Source organism: Tenacibaculum sp. 190524A05c (genome assembly GCF_964036595.1).
Classification (GTDB): domain Bacteria; phylum Bacteroidota; class Bacteroidia; order Flavobacteriales; family Flavobacteriaceae; genus Polaribacter; species Polaribacter platacis.
In genome coordinates this window covers 2,342,146-2,368,090 of record NZ_OZ038523.1, presented here as the reverse complement: position 1 = coordinate 2,368,090, position 25,945 = coordinate 2,342,146, and the positions used below count along the sequence as shown (strand labels likewise).

Below are 25,945 nucleotides of genomic sequence, written 5' to 3'. Positions count from 1 at the left end.
ACATAATTTTCCAACAAATAACCTCCTTCAAAGTTTTATAAAGGATACTCATAAGAAATTTATACAATCAAAAAAAAGAGATAATACATTTTGAAGTTAGTATTATCTCTTATGAAAGTAAAAAATAGAATTTAGTGTAAGTTTCTTTTTTTAAATGGGAGGTTTTAAAATTAAAGAATCATCGTTTTATTTAAAATTCTTGTATTTAAATATTCACGTCGCTTTTCTAAAGTATCTATATTCCAATAATCTTCTTTTAAAATCTCTTGAGTTATTAGAAATGATGAAATGACATTATCACTATCGGCATAAGCTTTTTTCTTTTCATTGAAATTGTGGTTTTGCGCTTGAACATTCTTTCTTAAGGATAATAGAGTAAGATTGGCTAAAGAATCTGTCCAGTTTTCGATTTGCTCTTCAGTAAAAGTTTCCGACCAATAGTCATTTAATGTTTGAGGCAAAACATGTTCTAAATGTAAATTTGGGGTTAAAGGAATAAAGTTTATTTTATCGTTATCAGTTGTAAAGTATTCAACTAATAATAAAACAGCTCTACACCATTTTCTATTGTAAACTTTAATTCCATTTAATTCTTCAATAAAGGATTTTGTAGTACCATAATTTTCTAGATTAGATTTTAGTTCCTCTTGAATAGCAGAAATAGGTGAATGCTCCTTAATTAGTTTTAAAATATTAAAAGACGTTTGCTTAATTCGAGCTACTGTTTTACCTGCTATCCAATTTTGGTAATAGTAGGCAACAAGAAGTTGAATAAGTTTGGAAGTATCTTTGTAATTCTCATAAATAGCTGTAGTAATGATAGCGTTCCAATAAATTTTATGTCTTAAATATTTCAAACAATAAATATATTTGTCTTGAGAATTATAAAGTTCAATATAAGCTTCTGAGAAATCACTTATTTCTTTAATAATTTCTAATGAATCCTTGTTTTCTTTTTTGAATATTTCAAGAAGTTCTTTATCTAGCCTGTTTTTCGGATTTGAAGCTAATTTATAATACAAATATGTATTCAACATAGCATCAATATCTAAATTGACAAATTTTAAATTTGAATTTATACCTTCCCATTTTGTTTTAAATGCTTTCATATCCTCTTTATTGCTTAGTTTAACCATTAAAGATGATTTCAAAATATCAATTGAACTTAGAGGCATTCCTCGATCATTGAGAACATTGAATATTTGAATAGCACTATCTTGAGATGGACATGTAATTACTGCAAGAACAACGTTTTCGTAAAACCAAATTATAAATCCCTCAATATTAATGTTTTCTGCTTCTGTTTTTTCTTTTAAAAATGAACTTACGTAATGAGCGTTGGCTAAATATTTTTTGTTTTTGAGCTCTCGTTCGATGTTTTTGAAGTCGACAAAATGAATTTTTTTTAGTACTTCAGTCTCAAAGTCTATTTGATTTTTCTCATTTGTTAAAAACCTTAGTTTTCGTTTGTTTTCTTCAAATTCATCTTGAATAGAGTTTGATATATATTTTAATGCTTTTTTACCTAAGATATTACCATATAAATCTCGGAATACACATGCTATAATAGTAAACGTCGTAATTCTCTGCTGTCCGTCAATAATGTCAAAACGATTATCGTTACTGTTTTCAACTAATACAATTGATCCGCAGAAATAGTTTTCATTTTCTTTTGATTTAAAAGCATTGATTAAATCATCGATTAAATCAGAAATATTTTCTTTATCCCAAGAATACGGTCTTTGATAATCCGGAATTTGATAGAATTTTTCATCATCAACTAAAATCTTCTTTAAGTTGCTAATTTCTGCTCCAATTTTGAGTTTATCCATAGGTTGTTTTTTGAAGTTAAGTGTAAGTTTCTTTTTTAAAATGGGAGGTTTTAAAGATTAAAATTGTTCTCCTTTACCGATGTTTGGATTCAATAAATTTATGTTGATATAGTATCTCCATTAATAGAAGTCTATTTTAATTACAATTTCCAGATTGTATATCTGAAACTGTTGGATTGTTGGCATTATTACATACATGATATGAAGTTCCAATAGATCCGTTTATTATCAAATTAGATAAGGCACAAAAGTTTTGTAGATTAGTGTTTCCACCATTTCCTTGTCCATTGCACGATCCATAAGTTCCAATACCTAACCAGTTTACACTAGTCAAATTATCTAAGCCATCTAAAGTTGTTAGTGCATTATTATCTCTTAAAAACAAAGCATCTAAGGTTGTCAAATTAGATAAAGCAGTTAAGTTTGTTAGATTTCCATTACTTTCTAAGACTAAATAACTTGCCTTTTGCAAATTTTCTAAACCCGTTAATGCCACTAACGATTGGTTGTTTTTTAGATTAATACTACTAATTGTAACAGAACTATTAGATAAGATTGTATCCATACCAGCTAATGATGTTAACGATGAACAATTTTCAATTTTAAGATCAAAGAATGAATTAAAGCTTGTTAATCCTTCAATGTTTTGAAATGAATCACAATCTTGAATATCAATTGAACCCACGGATTGTAAACTAGTTAATCCTGTAAAATTTGCGAGTTGTGGATTTCTTAACAAGTAGAAATCATAATCAACATTGACCAAATTTTGTAATCCATTTAACGTGGTTAATAAATCACAATTATAAATAGCTAAAGATTGTACATCCACTATATTTTGCAATCCATCTAGGGATGTTATGGTATCATCACTTACATAGAAATTCCCAGAAGTTGTAAGATTTTCCAATCCTTCTAAAGAGGATAAACCAGTACTTAAAAGACTAAAGTTTTGGACTTTTTTTAGGCTTGACAAAGGTTGTAAACTAGTTAATATAGCTCTAGTACTATTATCCACATGAATTGTTAAATTTCCTTGAACTTCAGAATAGCCAAACATTCCAAAGAAATCCAATTCTTGTTGATTTTTAATGGTAACATTTCCTACATAAGTGCCTCCAACTGTATTTCCACATAATGATATAGCTCCTAAATCTGTCGTTGTATTTGGGTTTAACGTTAATAGTATTTCATCTGAAACGTTATTAGAATCCAAATCAAAAACAACCATTGCATAGTCAGCAGAGTTACAATACAACAAACTTGTGTTTACTATCCCGTTAGTAATATAAACTGTGTTATTGAAATCAAAAGAATTTGAATTTTTGTTATATATAACAGCATATCCATTCGTCATGGGATTTCCGGAACAATCTTTTACGCTTGCTCTTATGATTGCATTTGATAATGATGATGATAATGTAGGTATTGTTATTTGTATTGATGCATCCGAACTATATATACCTAAAGATTGTGAGTGAATTACTTCGGTAGAACAAGCGTCATTACCGTAAACATTTATAGTTACTTCTTCATTTTTAGGAAATATACCACATTCTTCACCAACATCATTTGTATATCCAGAGTATATGATCTGTCCTGTTGTGTTTCTCCTAATCTCAAAATAATTATTTGCAATGGGCTGCGTTGAATTTACTGCTGTATTTTCGTATTGTAACGTAAAGCAGATATTGATATCGTCTAAAGGTATATCGCAATTCCACCATGTAAAATGATTTACTTGAGCTATGTATTCGTTTCCAACTTTAGTTGCTGAACCTTCTTCTTTCCAATATCCTACTTCTTCATCAAAATACCATAATGGAATCTCAACTGGTGCATTTGGTGTAGAGGTTGAAACTGGAAATTTTAATGTAGCTGGTGAGGACTCAGCAATATTTAATTCCTCTCCAGTTGATGAATATAAGTTCACCGCTAACATTCCATAAGTTTCCATTGCGGATGCAGAACCATTTTCACGTTGTCCAAATAACATTCCTGGCATTTCGGTAAATGTAGATTCTTGATTTGGTTCTAAGTAATGAACGGAAACTTCGATATTACCGTTATATGGATTTCCATTTGAGTCAACAAAATCTCCTCCAAAACTTACACTTGAACCATTTGATAAAGTGACTTCAGAAGGGCTTCCAGAAGAAACATTACCCACAATGTTTTTTTCAAGTAAAGTAATTTGCACATCATTTGAACTATTTGAATTTGGTATTAAAGCTCTACTGGCTTGAATATATCCATCTTTGGAAGCTTTTATTAATGCAAAATTCTCATAAACAGGAGCATCAGTAAAGGTAAAAATTCCGTTATGATCGGTGTACGTACTTTCATTACCTATAGTTATGAGAACATCTTTAATATTTTGACCATCTTTATTAACTATACGTCCAAAAAAGTTTGACGTAATTGTGGTTCCAAAGTTGGCAATTGCAAATTCTTCATTTGTAATATTTTGATTGATTGATTCTACAGTAAAATCATCATCTTTTTTACAAGATAATACGAGTAGAAAAGTAACTAAGATTAACGTAATTTTTTTCATGTTCTTGGGGTTATTTTGTGTTGAATCTTTTATGGAATAAAAAACTAATACCAATTGACAACACTTTTATAGGATATCAATTGGCATTAATTTTATACGAAGCAAGAGGGGTTTAAAATTGTTCTCCTTTACCGATGTTTGGATTCAATAAATTATTGATATCGGCATTTTGTACTTGTCCGTTCATATCAAGATCGGCTTTATTATATCCTGAAACTCCTAGTAATTGAATAACATCGTTAGTATCGATGTTTTGAATTTGACCATTCTCATCAAAATCTCCAGAGATCATGGCAAAAATTCCACTTCCCATATCAACTAAAGCATTTGCTCCACCAGAAACTAAGTTCGCGTTCGAAGTTAAATCTAAAGTTGTAGAAGTGGAAGATAAGCTTGTTGGAGATGACGTCATAACACTCAAATGATTTCTGTGTTTTACTACGATGAAATAATTGTTTGAAGCGACAGAGAAAGTTAGAGGGGCATTTCTGCTGTCTGTAACATCTACAATATCACCATCGCGCTGTAAAACTCCAGATTTTTGAGCAATAACAATACTTGAATCATTAGCATCTCTAAGTTCTACCCAAACCCAATCTACCATTGAATCAGATCCCGCATCATCCACTTTAATGGCATCTGAAATAGTAGCGCTATCGCTATAAGGTGAGGTTGAACCGTAAACGCCTCCTGATACACGTAAATCATCTCGCATCAAGCTTTCTTCTCCTGTGTTGGGGTTTAAATATGCACCTTGTAAGTACACCTTTATTGCTACTTGAACTTGTTCACAGGAAATATTATTAAAACTAGTATGATCATCAATTGATGTCCAGTTTGTAGTACTATATGTTTCATCATCTACTAGAATACACGTTAAGTTTGGAGATCCAGTAGTTTCAAAATCAGAAATATCGGTGTTCTTTCCGTTTTTAATATTTATAGAAGTTAATAAGGCACAATCATTTAAATATACTTCATCTAATAATGGTAAGGCACTCAAATCTAATTCAGTTAAATTATTGGCATATTCTCCTTCCACATAATACAAATTAATGTTGTTAGATAGATCTAATGAAGTTAATGGGGTAGAAGAGAACGTAAAGCTTTCTAATACTGTGTTATTTGAAAGATCAATAGTTGAAATTTCATTACTTCCAATATCTAATGTTTCTAGAGCAGTATTATTGGTAACATTTAAAGTTGTAATATCACTTCCTCTTAAATCTAAATCGATTAAAACTGTATTGGTTGTTACGTCAATTGATGACAAATTGTTTCCACCCAATTGAAGATTTTCTAAGGCAGTTAATCCATTTATTGAAATACTAGTTAAATTATTATTACTCAAGTTAGCTTCTGTTAAGTTTGGACTATTACTTAAATCAATAGATGTAAGTCTGCTTCCAGAACAAATTAATCGTTCTAATGACACAAAATCTTCAATACCTGATAAACTTGTAATTGGAGTACCAGCATTTACTGGAACATATAAATACGTAACATTCTCAATTAACGCAGTTGGTACTTGTCCGTCACCTGAAACGTCATCATAACCTAAAGCATCTAGTCTTGCTTCAAAACTAGTATCAGGAATTGCTGTATAACGACAATACGTGTCACTAAAACTTGTTGTATTATCAATATTTGTCCAATTTGTTGTACTGTAATTAGCGTCATCAACTAAAACACAACTTAATGATGGATTCCCCGTACTATAAAATATTACAATCTTTATATTGTTAGCATTCTTAAGATTTAAATAACTTAAATCATTGTTAGTTATATTCAATTCTGTTAGTGCCGTATTGCTAGATAAATCTACACTTGTTAAATTGTTGTGAGACAATCTTAGTTCATATAATAGAGGGTTATTGTTTAGGTTAATACTCGTTAAACTATTATTACCGATATGTGCTGTTTCTAGTAGCGTATTATTTGATACATCGATACTAGTTAATCCTGAATTAAAAGAACAACGTAAATCGACAAGTGCAGTGTTTTTAGAAAGATCGATTGATGTTAATGACATCGCATCTAATCTTACAAATTCTAATAAAACAAGATTTGTAATATCAATACTTCCAGCGCTATTATTACCAACATCTAAATGAGTTAATCCAACAAAGTCTTCGATTCCAGTAAAGTCTGTAATTGATTGGTTATTCACTTCTAAAGATGTAATTCCTTTAATTAAATCTGTAGGAACCTGACCGTCTGACGAGATATCATCATAACCTAAACCTTCTAAAGCTGCTTCAAAATTTGCATCTGGGATTGTAGTATAACGACAGTAGCTATTTGTAAAACTTGCAGTTCCATCAATATCGGTCCAATTGTTCGTACTGTAAGTAACATTATCAACAACGATACAAGTTAAGTTAGGATTACCTTCTGCTCTAAACGTGGTAACATTGGTGTTATTTCCGTTTTTCACATTTAAAGAAGTTAAGCTCGTATCATGTGCATATAAATTTTTCAGTGCTGTTTGATTTGTTAAATCTAAAATTTGAATACCTGTATCATTTACACGTAATGTTTCAATGTTCGGATTATTACTCAAGTCTAATGCAGTAATATTTGTGTTATCAACACGAAGTACACGTAAATCTGGACTGTTAGAAAGATTAATTGTACTAATTTGCGTACCGTAACATTCTAATGTTTCTATGTCAGGATGAACACTGAAATCTAATGCAGTAATATTAGTAGCATAGGCTTTAAATTCAACAAGTTTAGTGTTTTTACTAATATCTAGACTTGTTAACCCACCATTACCGTTAAGTAATAACTTACGTAATGAACTATTATTGGTAAGGTCAATAGAGGTTAAATTACTTCCAGCTAAATTTAAAATCTCTAAATCAGTATTGTTAGATAAATCAATCGAAGTAATTGAATTACCATCTGCAGTTAACGTCTTTAATAATGTGTTTTGAGTTACATCTAAAGCTGTTAGGTTATTTACTCTACAGTTTAGAGAGGTCAAGGCTACAAAATCTTCAATTCCTGTTAAATCACTAATTCCTCTATTAGGAAGTGCTAAACTCGTTACCACTTCAATTAAATAGGTTGGTACTTGTCCGTCACCAGAAATATCATCGTAACCTAAAGCTTCTAATTCCGCTTCAAAGTTTGCATCAGGAATTTGTGTATAACTACAGCCCGTACTACTAAAATTAGCAGTATTGTCAATACCCAACCAATTTGTTGTACTGTATGTAACATCATCAACATTAATACATGTTAAGTTTATATTACCAGTGGCTATAAAATTAGTAACATTTGTGTTGTTTCCGTTTTTAACGTTTAAATTGGTTAAGCTGTTGTTATTAACTGTAATAGAAACTAATCCAGTTTGATTACTTAAATCTAAATCTGTAATAGCGTTGTCTTGGCACCAGAATGAAGTAAGCGCTGTGTTGTACGTTACGTCAATGGCTGTTAAACTATTACTTCCACAACGTAAATCTTGTAAAGCAACGTTATTTGAAACATTTAATGCTGTTAAGTTATTATTGTTACATTCTAAATACGTTAATGCAATATTATTTGATACATCAAGCGTTGTTAAGTTATTGAATGAACATACTAACATATCTAGATGAACACTATTACTAATGTTTAAAGTTGCAATAGGAGTAAACTTTGTGATTACTGAAGTTAATTCCGTATTGTTTGAAAGATTAAGACTTGTAAATGTATTTCCTGCACAGTTTAATGTTTTCAATGCTTTGAAATCTTCAATACCAGTAATATCTGCAATTGATTTTGAAACGATTGTTAAGTCTTCAACTACTTCAATTAATGGTGTTGGTACTTGTCCATCACCTGAAATATCATCATAACCTAAAGCTTCTAAAGCAGCTTCAAAATTAGCATCTGGAATTGATGTGTAATCACAATATGTAGTACTAAATACAAATCCAGAAGGAATATCGGTCCAATTTGTTGTACTGTAGCTAGGATCATCAACAATGGCACATGTTAAATTAGGATTGTTTTCTATTCTAAAAGTAAGAACATTAGTGTTATTGCCATTTTTTACATTCAAATAATTTAAACTAGTATCATGTGCCCATAATTTTTCTAAAGATGTTAACTTACTTAAATCTAAAGTTTCAATACCCGTATCGTTAACACGCAAGGTTTCAATATTTACATTATTGCTTAAGTCTATTTCTGTGATATTAGTTTCATCGATACGTAGTGTAGTAATATCTGGATTATTTGATAAATCAATATTTGCAATAGGAGTTTTATAAACTTCTAATGTTTTAAGGTTAGAATTAAGGCTAATATCTAATGAAGCAATATTGGTATTGGTAGTATATAAGTTTTGTAACTGTGTATTGTTACTAAGATCTAAGGAAGTTAAACCACTATTTCCTTGAACGAATAAGTCTCTCAAATTTACATTTTTAGATACGTCAACAGAGGTAAATAAATTTGTTCCAAGATTTAATATTCTTAATGCTACATTTTTTGATACATCAATTGTAGTTAGATTATTAGTATTAACAGTTAATGTTTCTAGTAAGATATTGTTACTAACATCTATTGTAGTAAAGTTATTACCTCTGGCATTTAAGGTAACTAAAGCTGTGAAATCTTCAATTCCTGTTAAATCACTAATTCCAATATCGTTAAGATTTAAGCTAGTAACTACTTCGATTAATTTAGTAGGTACTTGTCCATCTCCCGAAATATCATCATAACCTAAAGCTTCTAATCTAGCTTCAAAAATTGAATCTGGAATAGCCGTGTAACGACAGTACGTATCACTAAAACTTGCAGTATCATCAATACCACTAACCCATCGAGTAGTACTTGTTGCAGCGTCATCTACTAAAATACAAGTTAAAGAAGGGTTATTATCGGCATGAAATTCATGAATTGCTGTATTGTTTCCGTTTTTTACATTGAAGTATGTCAAATCATTATCGGTAACATATACTTCTTCTAAACTCACCGCTTGTGTTACTTCTAAACTTGAAATATTATTCTCATAAACAGATAGCTTTTTCAAACTAATAGCTCCCGTGAAATCTAATTCTGTTAAACTATTTTCGGATAGATACATATTAGTAATTGTTCCTACACTACTTGAAAAATCAATACTCGTAAGATTATTCTTTTGTAAGTATAAATTTTGTAAAACTGTTGTATTTATATTCGTAACAGATATTAATCCACAATTAGTTGCGTAAAGAGAAGTTAATGCTGTATTCGCAGTTAGATCTAGAGTAGTTAAAGGATTGTTACTTACAATTAAAGTTTGTAATGCTGTGTTATTTGTTAGGCTTATTGAAGTTAAGTCATTTCCTGTAAGACGTAAATCATATAAGAATGGATTGCTACTTAGATCTAAACTTGCAAGACTATTATTTCCTAAATGAGCGGTTTCAAGTAAAGTATTATTTGATAGATTTAAACTTGTGATACCTGCATTATAAGAACATCTTAAATCTACTAATAAAGTATTTTTTGAAAGATCTAAACTTGTTAACGAATTACCATCAACTCTCAGAAATGTTAGTAAAGTAAGATTTGATACATCAAGACTAGTAATGTCATTATTACCAACGTCTAAATACGTTAATCCGGTAAAATCTTCAATTCCTGTAAAATCTGATACCGAATGTCCATTTATGGTTAAAGAAGTAACTTCTTCAATTAATTTTGTAGGAACTTTACCATCGCCAGAAATATCATCATGACCCAAAGCCTCTAATCGCGCTTCGAAATTTGCATCTGGTATATCCGTATAATCACAATAAATTCCTTCGGTAAAACTAGTAGAAGAACTAATGTTTGTCCAGTTAGTTGTACTGTAGGTTGCATCATCAACGGTTACACAAGTTAAATCGTTATTGTTTCTCACATCAAAATTGACGATGTTCGTATTGTTCCCGTTTTTAATATTAATATATTCTAAAGCACCTGTTTGCCCATAAAAATCAGTTAAAGCAACTTGATTGGTAAGGTCTATTGTAGTAATATCAGAACCGTTTATTCTAACTTCAACAAGTTTTGTATTTGATGTTAGATCAATAGCTGGAATATCTGTATAATCAATACGTAGTTGTGTTAGTTCTGTGTTTAAGGAAAGATTTAATGAAGTTAAATTAGTTCTATATAAGATTAAATTTTTTAAAACTAGATTATTACTAACATCTAGAGTTGTAATATCAGTTTGAAATAATTCTAGGAAAGTAAGTTGTGTTAAATTACTTACGTCAATAGAGGTTATGTCTGTAACAGGACATTCTAATCTTGTTAAAGAAGTATTATTAGAAACATCTATAGAAGTAATTGGATTTGCACCAATATCTAGATTAGTCAACTTTAAGTTCTTTGAAAGATCTATACTGGTCAAATCATTTTCGCTGACACCTAAAGTTTCTAAGTCAGCATTGTTAGTTAAGTCTATTGAAGTTAAGCTGTTGTTTTTAAGATTAAGTGATTTTATGGCAATGAAATCTTCAATACCTGTTAAATCGGAAATAGTTTTACTTCTTAAATCTAAATCTGTTACAGATTCTATATTTTCAGTTGGCACTTTTCCATCTCCTGAAATATCATCATAACCTAAGTTTTCAAGTGCGACTTCAAAATTAGAGTCAGGAATTGTAGTATATCTACAAACACCTGTACTATAAAAGGAAACACCCGAATCTATATTTGTCCAGTTTGTTGTGCTCCATGCTGAATCATCAACTTTAATACATTTTAAGTCGGTATTACCAGTTGCGTTAAAATCTCCATTTGCTATCGCAGTATTATTTCCGTTTTGTGCATTTAAAAATGTTAATTGATTGTTATCACAAGATAAACGTGTCAATGCAGTATTATTTGAAGCGTCTAATCGAGTTATATTATTCTCCGATACTCTAAGTTGTCTTAAAGCAGTATTGTTGGATACATCAATTGCTGATAGGTTATTTCTCTCTAGAGTTATAACCTCTAATAACGTATTTTGAGTAATATCTATATCGGTTAAACCAACATCTTGTAGATACAGAAATTTAAGATTAGTATTTGAAGAAACATCTATACTTGTAACATTTGTACATTCACGAATGTTAATTGTTTCAAGCAATGTATTATTAGATACATTAATACTCGAAAATAAATTATTTCTAATATTTATGAAGGTTAGTCCTGTATTTTGAGTTATATCTATTGAACTTAATTGATTGTATCTTCCTTCTATAGAGTTAAGGTTGGTATTCGCTCCAAAGTTTATGGTAGTAATGTTGTTTTCATCAAAAACAATCTTTTGAAGATTTGAATTGGTACTTACATCTAACGTTGTTAGTGTGTTAATTTCACAGTTCAAGTCCGTTAACGCAGTAAAATCTTGTATTCCAGTTAAATCAGAAATGTTTTGATTGCTAACATCTAAAACTGTAACAGCTTCAATTAATGATGTTGGTACTTTTCCATCACCAACAACATCATCGTAACCCAAATTATTTAATGCACTTTCAAAATTCGGATCTGGAATCGTAGTATAGTTGCAATTGGTTACATTAAATCTAGTTGTTGCCTCAACATCAGTCCAGTTTGTAGTACTATAAGCTACATCATCAACTACAACACAAGGAACTGGTGTACCTACAGTTTCAAATGCAGAAATATTTGTGTTTGCTCCGTTTTGAATATTCAAACTTGTTAGTGATGTAATATTGTCTGCATATAAATATTTCAGTGATGCGTTTTTAGACAAGTCTAACGTTATTAATCTAGTTTTGTCAATTTCCAAACCAGTCAAATTAATATTAGTACTCAAGTCAAGTGCTGTAATATCCGAACCTTCTAAATCGAGATAATTTAAATTTGTATTAGAGCTCGTATTAAGTGAAGTAAGGCTACAGTCGGTACACATAAATTGAGTTAAAGCTGTATTATTAGAAATATCAAGTGAAGTTCCAGAGTACTGAATTCTAAAGTCTTCTAGTGCTGTGTTTTTACTTACATCAATTGATGAGAAGTTGTTATTCCCTTGTCTAATCCAAAGAACTCGTAAAGCAGGATTATTAGTTAAATTAATACTGGTCAAATCATTTTGATTTGCTTTTAATTCTTCAAGTGCAACAAAATCTTCAATACCGGTTAAATCAGATATTCCTTTGCTACTAATATTTAGTACGGTAAGAGATTCAATTAAAAATGTTGGTACTTGTCCGTCACCAGAAATATTATCATAACCTTGAGATTCTAGTACTGCTTCAAAAGTAGCATCAGGAATAGCTGTATAGTTACAGTTCGTCTCACTAAACAATGTAGTAGATTCAATATTTGTCCAATTTGTCGTACTGTAAGTTGTATCATCTACAAGGACACAGAATACAGGAGTACCTAGAATATCAAAAGCACTAATATTTGTATTGTTTCCGTTTTGGATATTTAACGTTGATAGCGTTGTGATGTCTTGAGCATACAAATATTTAAATGAAGTATTCTTTGATAGGTCTAGTTCTACTAATTTTGTGTTTTCTAATTCTAGAATTTCTAATTTAGTATTTGTGCTCACATCAATTGCAGTAACAGGTGTATCTTCAAGATCTAAATGTCGAAGGTTTGGATTACCACTAGTGTTTAAAGTTGTAAATGTACAGTCAACACAAGCAAAACGATCTAATGCTGAAAGATTAGAAATATCAATAGAACTATTTAAAGATCGAATTTGAAGATCTGCTAATACTGGATTATTACTTACATTGATAGAACCAAGAGAAGAACTACTTGTCATTTGAAACAATTTTAAAGCAGTATTATTGGATAAGTCAATTGAGGTAATATTATTACCATTTGCTTTTAATTCTTCAAGTGCTGTAAAATCTTCTATACCCGTAAGGTCTGTAATGTTTTGACCTGCTAGTTGCAGTTCAGTAACCACTTCAATTAAATCCGTTGGAACTTGCCCATCATTCGCAATATCGTCATAACCTAAAGCATTTAATCTTGCTTCAAAATTAGCATCAGGGATTTGCGTATATCTACAATTGTATGTTGAAAAGTACATTCCGGCATCAATATCAGTCCAATTTGTAGTACTGTAAGCCGCATCATCAACATTAATGCAGGTTAGTCCAGTATTGCCAGAAACTTGAAATTTTGTAACATTCGTATTGTTTCCATTTTGAACATTTAAACTTGTAAGTGTTGCAATATCATTTGCAGTTAAGCTGATAAGAGAAGTGTTTTTAGATAAGTCTAATGAAGTAAGCTTAGTAGAATAAACATCAAGTGTAGCTAAACTTGTATTAGTACTTAAATCTAGAGAGTTAATTTCAGAATCCCATAAATCTAAATAACTCAAGTTAGGATTATTGCTAGTATCCAAACTAGTTAAATCACAACTCGTACATGAAAAACGATTTAACAAAGTAAGGCTGGATAAATCAATGGAAGTACCTGTATATTGTCTTATCCTAAAATCTTGTAGTGCTGTATTATTACTAACATCTATAGTGCTGAAAATATTCCCATTTGAAGCCCAAAGTGTTTTAAGATTGACTAATCTTGAAACATCCAAAGAAGTCAAATTGTTATATTGTAATTTTAATGACTCTAATGCAACAAAATCATTAATTCCTGTTAAATCAGAAATGTTTTGATTGTTTAATTCAAGTGTTGTTATTACTTCTATAGTACTAGTAGGAACTTGTCCATCTCCTGCAATATCATCATAACCTAAAGCGTTAAGAGCTGCTTCAAAATTCGCATCTGGAATAGCTGTATAGGGAGCCTGATTTACAGATACAGTTCCTAAGTCTAACACACATGAACCAGAATTAAATTTTGCTCTAAGATCATACGAACCTATACCAAGATTAGTAATTTCACCAGTCAAAGCATCGTCGCTAAATGTATATGGGTAAGTTGTTCCACCATCAATACTAAATTGAATTTCGGAACGTGTAGCTTCATCAGTAAAACTAAGTTTTATAGTTGCATTATTTTGACCAATAAGAGCCTCTGTAGTTTCTGTAACAGAAACTGTTGGTGTTACCGTACTTGCCAAAGGAACAAAGTGGATGGCTCCAGAACTACTTGGAAAATGATCATTTAGTTGCCCTACAATCATATTCGGATATGAAACTGAAAGAGCATTATTTGAAAAATATCCTACTGAATCTCCAGTGGTTAATTTTGAAAATTGAGTCCAGTTATTCGTTCCATCATCTTTAAAGATGTACACTGCATCTGAATTTGACTCACCGGAATTACCACGAGCTCCAACATACAAATATCCGTTTTGTAAAGCGACTGCTGATCCAAAACGCTGATTTGTGAAGCTATCTTTATCTGTATTTTGAATCATGACTCTGTTAGCGTCTAAATAATCTCCATTAACATCAGCCTTATAAATATATACTCTTCCTTGGTCAGCTTCTGGAGTAGAGCTGGTTGCATAGTTGAATGCACCAATAACTAAATAATCACCTTCTACACTAATACTACCACCAAAAGATTCTGAAGTTTCTGTTCCTCTTAATCTGTGGGTACGTGACCAAGTTCCATCATTGGCTTGATCCCAAATTTGAACGCTTCCTGCATCAAAATCACCCAAGGAAGAATAATCTCTAGTTCCTCCTACATAAGCACGACCATCTTTAACTAAAACGGTGTATCCAAAACGCGCTCCAGAATAATCTGATTTTACTTGAGGTTCTAACTTCGTTTCTGTGTATGTAAATGTTCCTGTTCCGTCATTTTCGTATAAATACGCACAACCTCCTACACATCCATCTCTAGCACCAATTAAAATTAGATTCCCTTCTATAGAAACTGATTCTCCAAATCGATCACCAGAACTTCCATCGCTAGGTTCAAATACAGCTACTTCAGTCCAAGTATTAGAACCATTGTATTCAAATAAATAAGCTGCTCCTGTATCTACTGCTGAGGAATTAGTTTGAGAACGAGCTCCAACAATTACATAATTTCCTTCAATAGCAACAGATGATCCAAAATTGTCACCAGAAAAACTATCGCTTGCTGTTAAAATCGTTTGTTGTGTCCAATTACCAGATCCGTCATTAATATAAACATAGACTTTACCTGCAGCTGATTCATTACTTCTAGAACTTGCTACTGCAATATTTCCATCTATAGCCACTCGCTCTCCAAATTGATGTTGAGCAGTTGCATCACTTGCTTTAATTTTTGTTCCACCAACTGTGGTTGTGGTAAATGTTCCTGTGAATTTGGTTTCGTCTAGTGTACAAGAATTTTGACTGTACACGAAAAACGAAAATAGGGTTAGTACTAAAAGTATTCTTTTATTCATCTTTGTTAAAGAGATTTACATTAAACACAATGCAATACTATTTGATTTTTGAGCTTGTGCAAAGAAATGAACGGGTGCAAATAAGGGTGCAAAAATTTAGATCCTAGGTTTTATAGGGGTTTTGAATGATTTTTTTTGAACCCCTGATGTGAAGAGATATGTGTAGAAATCCGATAAAAAAGCTATTACAGCTAGTATATCTCCAGTGTTATATTTAATAATTTAAGTTATTATTTAATCTAGTTTATGTCTTATTCAAGTAAAAATTACAAAACCAACATCTATTTTTATTTGAGATGGTTTTATTCTTTTTTAAACTTTTCTATAACTAAAAAAAACATCACAAAAAGTGATGTTTTTAAAACAAATTCCAAATTAATTATAATCATTTATGTTGATTATATTTGGTTTTTAAAAGTGTTACATACTTAGAATTTTTAAAGTTAAAATTTTAGCAAAGCGTTCTTTATTTCGTTTCATCAATGTGAAGTAATCTTAGTTATTTTTAAAATGATTGTCAAGGAATTCATAAACCACATTAAAATTCTTTAAAGGTGCTACATGACCTCCGTTTAGTTGAACATGATGATGATAATGTTTAAAATTATGTTCCCTTAACCTTTTCATAATTTGTTCGGACATTTGAGATGCAGGCCATTGATCGTCTTTTTTACCTGAGATGATTAAAACTGGACCTTTAATATTTTCAACTTCAATTTCTGCATTTTTTACAGCTTCTTTATCTTCAAGCATCATTGAATGCGCGGTGTATAAATCTCCTTTTATCGCAGGTGATATCGTTTTTAAAGGTGCAGGAACATAAGGAACTTCCTGACCTTTGTACGTCCAAGAAGAAGTATTCGCATAAATTGTAATTGCGGGAAAGCTAACATGAGATGTAGATGCCGCAATTACTCCGTTAAATTCTTTGTATCTACTTGCTAAATTCAAAACAAGTTCACCACCACGAGAACCACCGAATAATATGATTTTAGAATTATCAATTTTAGGATGGTTAGCAATAGATAAAATTGTGTCTTTTATAGCGTCAAGAGAAATTCTATCTAAATTTTCAGGAGTTCCATTAGCATTAAAATACCCAATTGCCAATACTGCAAATCCTCTATTGTTTAAACTATCACGTTTTTGTTTTAAATACGTTCGAGTCCAATCATTACCACCGCCACCGCCACCAAAACCAACAAACAATGGTTGGTTTTCAGAATTACCCAAGTATAATTTAGCTTCTACAACCCCGTGTTTATCTGATAGTTTTGGAACGTGAGTGAAAAGGAATATAAGTCCGAAAACTAAAAGTGATACAAAGACAATTACTAGGATTTTGATTTTTTTTCTCATTCGATATTAATTTAGAACCAAATCTAGTAAACAAGAATGTCTAATCCTTTGACCTATATCAAATAATCATTTTTGAGACCTTATTCTACTCAAAGTTTCTTGTGTAATACCCAAATAAGTAGCTACCATACCTAATGGTATTCTTGGATATATATTTGCATAAATTTCTTTAAAATGAAGATAGCGTTCCTTTGCAGATGTAAAACGCATTGATGCAATTCTTTCCATCAAATGACCAAAAACACTTCCCATTGATAATCTAGCATATCGCTCCATTTCGGGAAATTTTTCAAATAAATACATAAGGTCATTTACATGCAATTTAAAAGCTACTGTATCTTCAATAGCGTCAATAAAATAAATGTCTGTTGTTCTTCTCATAAAACTTTTTGGAGAATTTACCCATTCATTTACACTACAGAAATATTCACTTATTTCTTTTCCGTCTTTTAAAAAGTATGTTCTTACAATTCCTTCACGAATAAAATAGCTTTCAGTACAAATCTGATTGGCGTTTAAAATTAACTCTCCTTTAGTAAAAGTTTTAAGTTCCAATCTATTTGCTAACTCTACTTTTAACTCTTCTGAAAGTTTAATGTAGGTTTCAAAGTGTTCGTATATGTAATCTATTTCTTTAATAATTCTATATTATTTATTTGCTCTAATTCTACTGAGTGTTTCTTGAGTAATTCCTAAATAAGAAGCAACTATTCCTAAAGGAACACGTTTTAATACATCGGGTTGTTTTTCTAAGATAATATCGTAACGTTCTTTAGCAGTATTAAAATGTAAACTGTCAGCCCGTTTTTCTAATAATCCAATACCATAATAAGAAAATAATCTTGCTGATCTTTCCAATTCTTGATTTACCTGAAATAGTTCTTCCAGTTTGTCAAAATCAAATTTCCACAGTATACAAGGTTCAATAGTTTCTACTAATTTATTGCTAGGTTCTCTTGTAAAAAAACTACCCATTGCTCCGACAAAATCATTTTCAGTTACGATCCAATAAGTTATGTCTTTACCATCTTTATAATAATAAGTTCTTGCAACACCTTTTTCAACGAAGTAAATGCTGTTACAAACCTTTCCAATTTCTTGTAGGTTTGTTTTAGCAGGATACTCAATTCGTTCAATTGTATTCAATAGCATTATTTCACTTTCTTTTGATAGATGTGCTATTTCTTGAAATTTTCGTAACAAGTTGTGCATTTGTGATACTTTTTTTCGCTTAAAAAATGTCTTATGTTATTGATTTGACGAAACACAAAGGGACTTGTTACTTCTGCACGAAAATTATAAGAACAAAGCTAGAAGAATAAGAAATTGTATTATTTGATAAATGTCAAATAATTTTCAGACTATAATTCTAATCTTTGGATTGTTGAATTTAAAAAGAATTAATGTCACATAATCTAAAAATTTTGTTGTTCTCGGTATTTGTCTTGGTCAAATCATTCGCGCAAATCGATATAAGTCCAAAGGATAATACTTCAAATGTCGATCTTCTTAAATCAGAGACATATGAAATGGATTGGTATATGACCTTTGATAATAAGAAAATATCAATAGGAAATGTAAATACTGTTATGAATAAGGAAGGTGATAAGATTTATCTAACAACTAAAATAAAAATGAATAATTCAAAAGGGAGTTGGATTGACAGTACAATAGTAAATTCAAAAGATTTCACTCCGATTTATCATTCATCTTATAATCAACAAAGAGATATTATTTTATTTTTTGGAGACAACATTACTGGTAGTTATTACGATAAGCAGAACCAAGAGAAAACCCAAATTTTGGAGAAAGTAGAGAACTCTTTTTTTGATAGTAATTTTTATCCACAACTTATAAGGTTTCTTCCATTAGAGGAAGGCTATAAATCCAAAATTTCAATCTTTGACTATAGTCCGAATTTGAAAATTGGTGTAATGACTGCATCAATTAAAGGAGCAACAGAAAAAATAATAGAATTTAAAGGAAAGAAAAGAGCAGTTTGGGAAGTTCAAACAACTAGTGATATTTCAGATAACTCTACAACTATAATTTTCTATATAGATCAATTCACTAGAGATATCCTGAAGCAAGTCATACATGCAAAAGGTAGGAAAATGATTATGGAACGTAAGAATTAACAGTCTTATTAATTTTTAATATAAAGTTTATGAGTAAAACAATAGTAGATAAAACTAGGAGAACACTAACTCTTAAAAGAACATTTGGTTCACCTTTAGAGTTGGTTTGGATATGTTACACAAAACCAGAGTATATTCTAAAATGGTGGAGTCCCGAAGGAATGGAAACCAAGATTATCAATTATGATTTTAATGTAGGAAGTAATTGGAAGTATATAATGTCAATGCCAAATGGACTGGCATTTACAGCAGAAGGAGCTTTTAGGGAGATTGTTAATCATAAAAAAGTAGTAAGTGAAGCTAACTTTAAACCGAAAACGGAAGGAGTAGTGTTGGAAGTGTTTTTTGAGAAAGATGAAGGAAAAACTAATTTCACTTTTAACGTAATTCACCCAACGGAAGCATACAAATTAGAACAAGAAAAACAAGGTGTTTTAAGCGGTTGGGATGCAGCTTTTGATAGATTGGCGGAATTACTATGGGATTTAACATAAAGAACTGAATATTAATTAAAATAAACCCACTATATTTAATTTATAAAACCAAATATCTAGAAAAATGATCAAGAAAATCGTCTTGTTAGTATTCATCAATACTATTATTCCGTTTAAGGAAATCGAAACTAATTCAAATGTAACTGAAACCAAATCTAAGTATTACTGTAATATTCAAATTGGAAAAGACTCAAGTAGTGGAGAGTTTGAATTAAGAAGCAGTAATGGTTTAAGAAAAGGTACCATTATAACTACATTTAACGTTATGACTGATGAAGGATTTTATGAGAAACATCCTCTTAATTTAGGCTTTTCTAAAGTAGAAAATTCATTAGACCCGAAGTTAAAAGTAGGGAAGTATGACTTAAAAACAATTACGCTTGAAGGCCAAGATAAACTCTCATTTTTTTCGATAGGAGAAAATATTATAACTGAGAAAACCTATAACCAAGCAAAGTCTAGTGGTTTGTTAGACGATGTGCAAGATAGTTATGTGTTATTATCTGAAGGGTCAAATGAATTCAAAATTGATTCAGTAAAAGATATAGGAGAGGTAGAGGATGGGACTTATTACAAAACAGGAAAACAAGAAGTAAAAGGTTCAGCAAAAGCAGTATTACTAAAAATTTCAACAAACGAAAAACTTACGCTTGCAGTTCAATTTAATGTAGAGCATGAATGGTCTTTAAGTAAATAATTTCTTGAATTAGTTGTTTAAAAATATGAAACAAAGCTTCACATTTTATTTGACTCATTGGGTTATCAAGTTAAAAGGATTGAAAAAATTATTTAGCGAAGATCCTATAAACTTTAAGAAAATCCGAAAAGAAGATGTTTTCAAACCTAAAGGAAGTTTTTTTAAAAGACACATTAAAAGAAGATTTCAAGTTTTAAAAACTGAAGTTACCGAAGTACGTCATAGCGATAACTCAAATAAGTTAATTGTATTTGTGCATGGAGGTGCATTTATCTCTGGTCCAGCAAAACATCATTGGGAAACTATTAAAACTATAGTTAAAGCAACAGATTATACTATTTGGTTGTGTAATTACCCTAAAGCACCAGAGCATAAAATTATAGAAATCTCTGAGAATATTGAAGCTGTGTATGATCAAGCAACTGAAGAGTTTGATTCCGAGAACATTATTTTATTAGGTGATTCTGTAGGTGGAACTTTAGTAACTGCATTAACACAAAGGCTTATTAAGAATAGCAAATCTTTACCAAAACAAATACAACTTGTTTCACCGGTTATGGATGCATCATTAACTAATCCAGATATTGATAAGTACGATGTTATTGATCCGATGCTTTCTAAAAAAGGAATTTTCAGTGCTAAAAAAATGTGTGCGGGAGACGTTTCATTAAAAGATCCTATAATATCTCCAATTTACGGAAGTTTTAAAGGTTTTCCTGAAACTATACTTTTTCTTGCAGAGAATGATATTATGTATCCTGATGGAATAGTACTTAAAGATATACTTCAAAAAGAAAAAGTAAAATTTAAAGTAATTCATGGAGAAAACATGCCACATATTTGGCCGTTTTTACCAATTATGAAGGAATCAAGTATTTCTTTAAAGCAACTTATTAGTTTACTTAATTAGGGAGCTCTTTTTAATTTATTCGTTAGGCTATTATAGAAATTTAAGCTGTTGGATAAAATTTCTCGAAAGTAGTGTTGCATATACTTATGTCATTCGTCATAAGGTAGATATCTTTTTAATTATGAAAAATACTTTTTTAACATTACGAATTTTGTATCCCGTTTGGATGATTATTGGCATGTTTGCTTTAATGTATATTCCTTCGGTTTTTGTTGTAAGTGAAAATCCATTAGCTACAACAGAAAACATAAAGAATAATGAATTACTCTTTAGAGTGGGAATTCTAGCAAGCATTATAACTCAACTCTTATATATTGTTATTCCTATTTTATTATATAAAGTTTTTAGGCAAACAGATGCGACACAGGCTATGTTGATGCTTGCTTTTAGTTTGGTTGCCGCACCAATAGCATTATTCGGGAGTATCTATGATTTACAAATACTTTCAACTCTTGATCAATCTGAGATTGTAATGAGTCATTTCAATTTTAAAAGATATTCTTTAACAATGGCAACTATTTTCTGGGGTCTATGGTTATTTCCATTAGGTAAATTGGCGATAAAATCTAAATATTTCCCTATTCTAATAGGCTATTTTTTATATGCGGGTGGAGTAGGATATTTACTAAGTGCTGCAGTGAAAATAGTATTTCCTAATTATGAAATGATATTTAATATTTCAGAAATACTCACCATTGGAGAAGTAATTTTTATATTATGGTTTGTTATAAAAGGACCGAACTTATTAAATGAAACCACCGAGAATTAAACGGAGTTAGTCTTAATGACAATATTCATTTAATGTTTTTATTGAATAATCTGATATAATTATGATTTTCGTTTCAAGGATTTAAAATTATATTGTGGAATAAATGACAAAATTATTTTCAACACTTGCAAATTATAATATCCATTTTACGGATAAAGAAAAATTGCTTTTGCAGAACGAACTGCAGTATGTGAAAATAGAAAAAGATGAATTTATTTTAAAGGAAGGCGAAGTTAATTCAGAAGTGTTTTTTTTGAATTATGGAAGTTTTTATCAGTATGCTGTTGATCATAATCAAGACGTAAACGTAATTGATTTATATACTGAAAGCGATTGGATGTTAAATCACAAAAGTTTTACAACTAGAAAGCCTTCTAAATATGCAATTCAAGCTTGTGAAGAAAGTTTTGTGTATAAATTATCAATAGATTCTATTCATAAATTGATTGCTATATCTCAAGAGTTTTTTAAGATAGGTAAGCTATTAGATCAGGCTGTATCAAGAATTGAATTTTATGATAACAATAATTCGCCCGATGAAAAATATATTCACCTTCTAGAAAACAAGCCAATTGTTATTCGAAAATTTCCTCAAAAGGTAATAGCCTCTTATCTAAAAATAACACCAGAAACGTTAAGTAGAGTTAGGAAAAGAATTAGTTGATTTCTTGATCGTAATCAAGTGTTAATTTTTAGCCGTCATTAGATATTTGTTGTGAACGTAAATTTTAAGTTTATATGGAACAGCAATTCTACAAAAGTACTGGGATTTCTTTATCAGTAGGTTCATTATTGGCCATTGTTACAATGATTTTACATCCTTCTGGAGGAAACATTATGGAAATCGTTAAGCAGGCTGAAATTCTAAAAGTATCACATTCAATAGCAATTATTTGTCTTCCTTTTATGTTGTTTGGGTTTTATGGTTTGTCAAAAAGTCTTTCAGAGAATAGAAAATTATCAACTTTAGCTTTAGTCATTGTTGCTTTTGGATTATTTGCAGCCATGTTAGCTGCATTGTTTAACGGAATAATATTACCTAGTTTTCTATCTAAGAATCTTGATGTTCTTGAAGAAAGTAAAAAGACGATTAGTGTAATTGTGTCTTATGGTTTTTCAATTAATAAAGCTTTAGATTACGTGTTTATAGTTTCATTGATTGCAGCAATAGGATTGTACTCTTGGCTTATGATAAGACTAAAGAATCGCTTTAGTTTAATAGGATATTTTGGGATGATTATCTTGTTACTCACATTAATCAGTTTAGTCCTAAATTTTGCAATTACAAGCTTATTTGGCTTTAGGTTTTTTGTGTTTAGTATTACAGTTTGGATCTTACTTAGTGGCTTTTCTCTAATAAAAACGAAGAATTAGAAGTAATGAAAATAATGATATTTGGAGCTTCTGGCACAGGTAAAACTTCATTAGGTAAAGAAGTGGCTGAGGTGATTGGATATACTCATTTAGATTCTGATGATTATTATTGGAAGAAAACTTCTCCACCTTATCAGGAAAAAGTTGCTTTAACTCTTAGAAATGATAATATAAAAAAAGATTTTTTTAAAAATGAGAATGTGGTTTTAAGTGGTTGTATGCTGAGTTGGGGAGAGGAATGGAGTGAGGTGTTTGATTTAGTTGTGTTTATACAACTGGAACATGAAGAACGAATAAAAAGACTTGTGAAAAGAGAAAAGGAACGATATGGAGAAAAACTTGAGAGTGATGAATATATTATTCAAAATTCCAAGGAGTTTCTAAATTGGGCAAGACAATATGATAATCCTTATTTTACAGGGAAAACATTAGCATATCATGTTCATTGGTTGGAACATTTACAATGTAAAGTTTTGCATATTGATGGAAAAACCGAGTTTAATGTAAATGTTGATATCATAGTAAATGAAATACGAAAATTGAATACTTAAATCGATTTGATATACTCATCTAACGATTGATCGGCACTAAGATTTAGCTTCTTTTTTAATCTAAATCTCGTTGACTTTATTGCATCAATACTTGTTTTTCTCAGGTTAGAAATCTCTTTTCTTGAAAGTCCAATTTTAATGAAAGAACACACCTCAATATCAGTTTTAGTAAGGTTTGGATGTTGATTTTTTAGTGATTTTAAAAACTCATAATTCAGAGACTCAATATTTTGTTTTAAAATAACAATTTTAGAATCTTCTAATTTATCGGCTTTTAAATCAGCAATAATACTTCGTAAACTAACTCCTTCTTCTTCGTGAGAAAGCTTAGATAAATTTTCCGCTAACTTTTCTTTAGATCGAAGGTGAATTATAGTTTCTGCTAATAATTCATTCACTTCTTCTTTTTTGGTGGTAACCTCTGTATTTAAATCAACGATCTCTCTTGCTAAAGCTCTTCTTTTTCTCTTAGCTTTTCTCCACAATACATAAAAAATCATAAAAGAAATTAAAAATACAATCAATAGAATAGCTACTGTTAATCTTCGTTTTTGTTTTTCAATTTCTTTGTCTTTTGAAAGTAATTCGATTTCTGTTTTCTTTTTAAAAATCTCTTGATCCTTTCGTTCAGTTTCAAACTTAGATTGATAATATAAAAAGGTGTTATCCTTTATAAGCTTATTATTTGCTTCTTCTAGCTCCAGATATGTGTTTAGATGTTCATAAGCTTTTTTATACTGTCCTGTAGCTCCGTAAACTTTGGCCAATTCCTTTTCTGCACTTTTAACTTTTTCTTCTTGTCCTTCTTGACCTTTTAATGCTAATACTTTCTTTAAGGCTTCTTCTGCCTTTCTGTAATCTTTCTTTTTACTATAAACTTTGGCTTGGTATTCATAATTCATTCTCTGGAAGAATTCTGGCGCGCTAGATTTTTGCACCCAAGTTTTAGCTTCTTCCAAGTATTTCTCAGCTTCAGTGACATTGTCTAAATCTAAATTGTAATCCACATTTAAGTTAGCTAAAAACAAATTAGACATTACTTTTTGTTGCCTGTTTTGTACACTATCAACATAAATAGTAGTAGAGTCTATATACTTTTTAACTTTATCAAAATTCTTAACTTTTTGATGAATCTTAGCTAAATTACCATAAGCATAACATAAGGAAGTGTAGTCTTTTATTTCCTTAGCGTTTTGAAGAACCTTTTCGCGCTCTGCAATTGATTTTTCGTGAAAACCATTTTGTGAATAAATACCAGCTAGTTCTGCTAATGTGAAGTTTTTATAAAAGTTATCATTTAATTTGTCATATAATTTATAGGCTTCTTCGTAGTTCGTAACCGCATTTAAAAATTCATTTAAATCGTTATAAACCTGAGCTGTAAAAAGTCGTGCATCTGCGGCATTAATAACACCTTTATTTTCCTTAATGAAAATGTCACCTGAACGTTTGTAATCAGCAATTGCTTTTTGATATTTATCTGTATTATAAAAGAAACTTGCTCTTTTAAGTAATAGGTGTGCTTCTGTTGTTGGATCCTTAAAGAATTTTTTATACTCTAACATTTCGTCTACATAATATTTTGTAGAATCTAATTGAGCAATACTTGTAAAGTGTTCAATTAAAAAGCGCGACTTTTTTGCGAATAAATCGTACTCTTTGAATTCTTTACCTAAAGAAATATATTCTTTTAAAAAAGCAATCTTCCTATCTGAATTTTCATTAACAGTTTTTTTTGTCAACTCATCTAATAGTTCGAATCGAGCTTTCTTTTCGGTTGTTTTTTCTAATTGACTCGTTAATTCTTCAATTGATTTTTGAGAGAAAACTTGAAAACAAAACGTAAGAAATAGTATAGAAAATAAAACTTGCTTGCTCATTTAATGCGGTTAAAGTTCAGGAATGTTTTTATGATTTAGAATTACAACTATTGTTATAGATAATAGCAGTAAACTTTATTTA

General features: G+C 30.3%; 15 protein-coding genes. 8 read left to right on the top strand and 7 right to left on the bottom strand.

Annotated features, from left to right (window positions below):
• Positions 1-170: 170 nt before the first annotated feature.
• The 6 genes from ABNT61_RS10235 to ABNT61_RS10210 form a co-directional block, all read right to left on the bottom strand.
• A complete protein-coding gene (locus ABNT61_RS10235) occupies positions 171-1,832 on the bottom strand; it encodes a DUF262 domain-containing protein (RefSeq protein ID WP_348743129.1) in 1,662 nt (553 codons plus the stop codon).
• A 136-nt stretch (positions 1,833-1,968) separates the two neighbouring features.
• Positions 1,969-4,389: a carboxypeptidase-like regulatory domain-containing protein gene (locus tag ABNT61_RS10230; protein WP_348743128.1), complete on the bottom strand. Its 2,421-nt coding sequence runs from the start codon at positions 4,387-4,389 to the stop codon at positions 1,969-1,971.
• 112 nt (positions 4,390-4,501) lie between these two features.
• A complete protein-coding gene (locus tag ABNT61_RS10225; RefSeq protein WP_348743127.1) occupies positions 4,502-15,691 on the bottom strand; it encodes a hypothetical protein in 11,190 nt (3,729 codons plus the stop codon).
• A gap of 495 nt (positions 15,692-16,186) precedes the next feature.
• On the bottom strand, positions 16,187-17,050 hold the full coding sequence (locus ABNT61_RS10220; protein ID WP_348743126.1) for an alpha/beta hydrolase family protein: 864 nt from the start codon (positions 17,048-17,050) through the stop codon (positions 16,187-16,189).
• Between the two features lie 66 nt (positions 17,051-17,116).
• Complete coding sequence (locus ABNT61_RS10215) at positions 17,117-17,605, bottom strand: Crp/Fnr family transcriptional regulator (protein ID WP_348743125.1); 489 nt, start codon at positions 17,603-17,605, stop codon at positions 17,117-17,119.
• Positions 17,606-17,698: 93 nt separating this feature from the next.
• Positions 17,699-18,262, bottom strand: coding sequence for a Crp/Fnr family transcriptional regulator (locus tag ABNT61_RS10210; RefSeq protein ID WP_348743124.1), 564 nt, complete (start codon positions 18,260-18,262; stop codon positions 17,699-17,701).
• 191 nt (positions 18,263-18,453) lie between these two features.
• On the opposite strand from ABNT61_RS10210, the gene ABNT61_RS10205 reads away from it, so the two are divergent.
• From ABNT61_RS10205 to ABNT61_RS10170, 8 genes are all read left to right on the top strand, one after another.
• Positions 18,454-19,188 (top strand): hypothetical protein, encoded by a 735-nt coding sequence (locus ABNT61_RS10205; protein WP_348743123.1) that lies wholly within the window; start codon positions 18,454-18,456, stop codon positions 19,186-19,188.
• A 29-nt stretch (positions 19,189-19,217) separates the two neighbouring features.
• Entirely contained in the window at positions 19,218-19,682 is a 465-nt protein-coding gene (locus ABNT61_RS10200) for an SRPBCC domain-containing protein (protein WP_348743122.1), read from the top strand.
• Positions 19,683-19,746: 64 nt separating this feature from the next.
• A complete protein-coding gene (locus ABNT61_RS10195) occupies positions 19,747-20,379 on the top strand; it encodes a hypothetical protein (protein WP_348743121.1) in 633 nt (210 codons plus the stop codon).
• A 25-nt stretch (positions 20,380-20,404) separates the two neighbouring features.
• On the top strand, positions 20,405-21,289 hold the full coding sequence (locus ABNT61_RS10190) for an alpha/beta hydrolase (protein ID WP_348743120.1): 885 nt from the start codon (positions 20,405-20,407) through the stop codon (positions 21,287-21,289).
• 121 nt (positions 21,290-21,410) lie between these two features.
• Positions 21,411-22,058, top strand: coding sequence for a DUF4386 domain-containing protein (locus ABNT61_RS10185; protein WP_348743119.1), 648 nt, complete (start codon positions 21,411-21,413; stop codon positions 22,056-22,058).
• A 103-nt stretch (positions 22,059-22,161) separates the two neighbouring features.
• On the top strand, positions 22,162-22,722 hold the full coding sequence (locus ABNT61_RS10180) for a Crp/Fnr family transcriptional regulator (protein ID WP_348743118.1): 561 nt from the start codon (positions 22,162-22,164) through the stop codon (positions 22,720-22,722).
• A 74-nt stretch (positions 22,723-22,796) separates the two neighbouring features.
• Positions 22,797-23,432, top strand: coding sequence for a hypothetical protein (locus ABNT61_RS10175; protein ID WP_348743117.1), 636 nt, complete (start codon positions 22,797-22,799; stop codon positions 23,430-23,432).
• A gap of 5 nt (positions 23,433-23,437) precedes the next feature.
• On the top strand, positions 23,438-23,983 hold the full coding sequence (locus ABNT61_RS10170; protein WP_348743116.1) for an AAA family ATPase: 546 nt from the start codon (positions 23,438-23,440) through the stop codon (positions 23,981-23,983).
• Here the strand turns inward: ABNT61_RS10170 and ABNT61_RS10165 are convergent.
• Complete coding sequence (locus tag ABNT61_RS10165) at positions 23,980-25,863, bottom strand: hypothetical protein (RefSeq protein WP_348743115.1); 1,884 nt, start codon at positions 25,861-25,863, stop codon at positions 23,980-23,982. The two genes, ABNT61_RS10170 and ABNT61_RS10165, sit on opposite strands and share 4 nt — an antisense overlap.
• Positions 25,864-25,945 lie beyond the last annotated feature (82 nt).

Coding starts and splice junctions, on each gene's coding strand:
- ABNT61_RS10180 (WP_348743118.1), top strand. CDS start 22,162: ATGACAAAATTATTTTCAACACTTGCAAATTATAATATCCATTTTACG.
- ABNT61_RS10220 (WP_348743126.1), bottom strand. CDS start 17,050: ATGAGAAAAAAAATCAAAATCCTAGTAATTGTCTTTGTATCACTTTTA.
- ABNT61_RS10225 (WP_348743127.1), bottom strand. CDS start 15,691: ATGAATAAAAGAATACTTTTAGTACTAACCCTATTTTCGTTTTTCGTG.
- ABNT61_RS10190 (WP_348743120.1), top strand. CDS start 20,405: ATGAAACAAAGCTTCACATTTTATTTGACTCATTGGGTTATCAAGTTA.
- ABNT61_RS10185 (WP_348743119.1), top strand. CDS start 21,411: ATGAAAAATACTTTTTTAACATTACGAATTTTGTATCCCGTTTGGATG.
- ABNT61_RS10200 (WP_348743122.1), top strand. CDS start 19,218: ATGAGTAAAACAATAGTAGATAAAACTAGGAGAACACTAACTCTTAAA.
- ABNT61_RS10235 (WP_348743129.1), bottom strand. CDS start 1,832: ATGGATAAACTCAAAATTGGAGCAGAAATTAGCAACTTAAAGAAGATT.
- ABNT61_RS10230 (WP_348743128.1), bottom strand. CDS start 4,389: ATGAAAAAAATTACGTTAATCTTAGTTACTTTTCTACTCGTATTATCT.
- ABNT61_RS10170 (WP_348743116.1), top strand. CDS start 23,438: ATGAAAATAATGATATTTGGAGCTTCTGGCACAGGTAAAACTTCATTA.
- ABNT61_RS10195 (WP_348743121.1), top strand. CDS start 19,747: ATGATCAAGAAAATCGTCTTGTTAGTATTCATCAATACTATTATTCCG.
- ABNT61_RS10210 (WP_348743124.1), bottom strand. CDS start 18,262: ATGCACAACTTGTTACGAAAATTTCAAGAAATAGCACATCTATCAAAA.
- ABNT61_RS10205 (WP_348743123.1), top strand. CDS start 18,454: ATGTCACATAATCTAAAAATTTTGTTGTTCTCGGTATTTGTCTTGGTC.
- ABNT61_RS10175 (WP_348743117.1), top strand. CDS start 22,797: ATGGAACAGCAATTCTACAAAAGTACTGGGATTTCTTTATCAGTAGGT.
- ABNT61_RS10165 (WP_348743115.1), bottom strand. CDS start 25,863: ATGAGCAAGCAAGTTTTATTTTCTATACTATTTCTTACGTTTTGTTTT.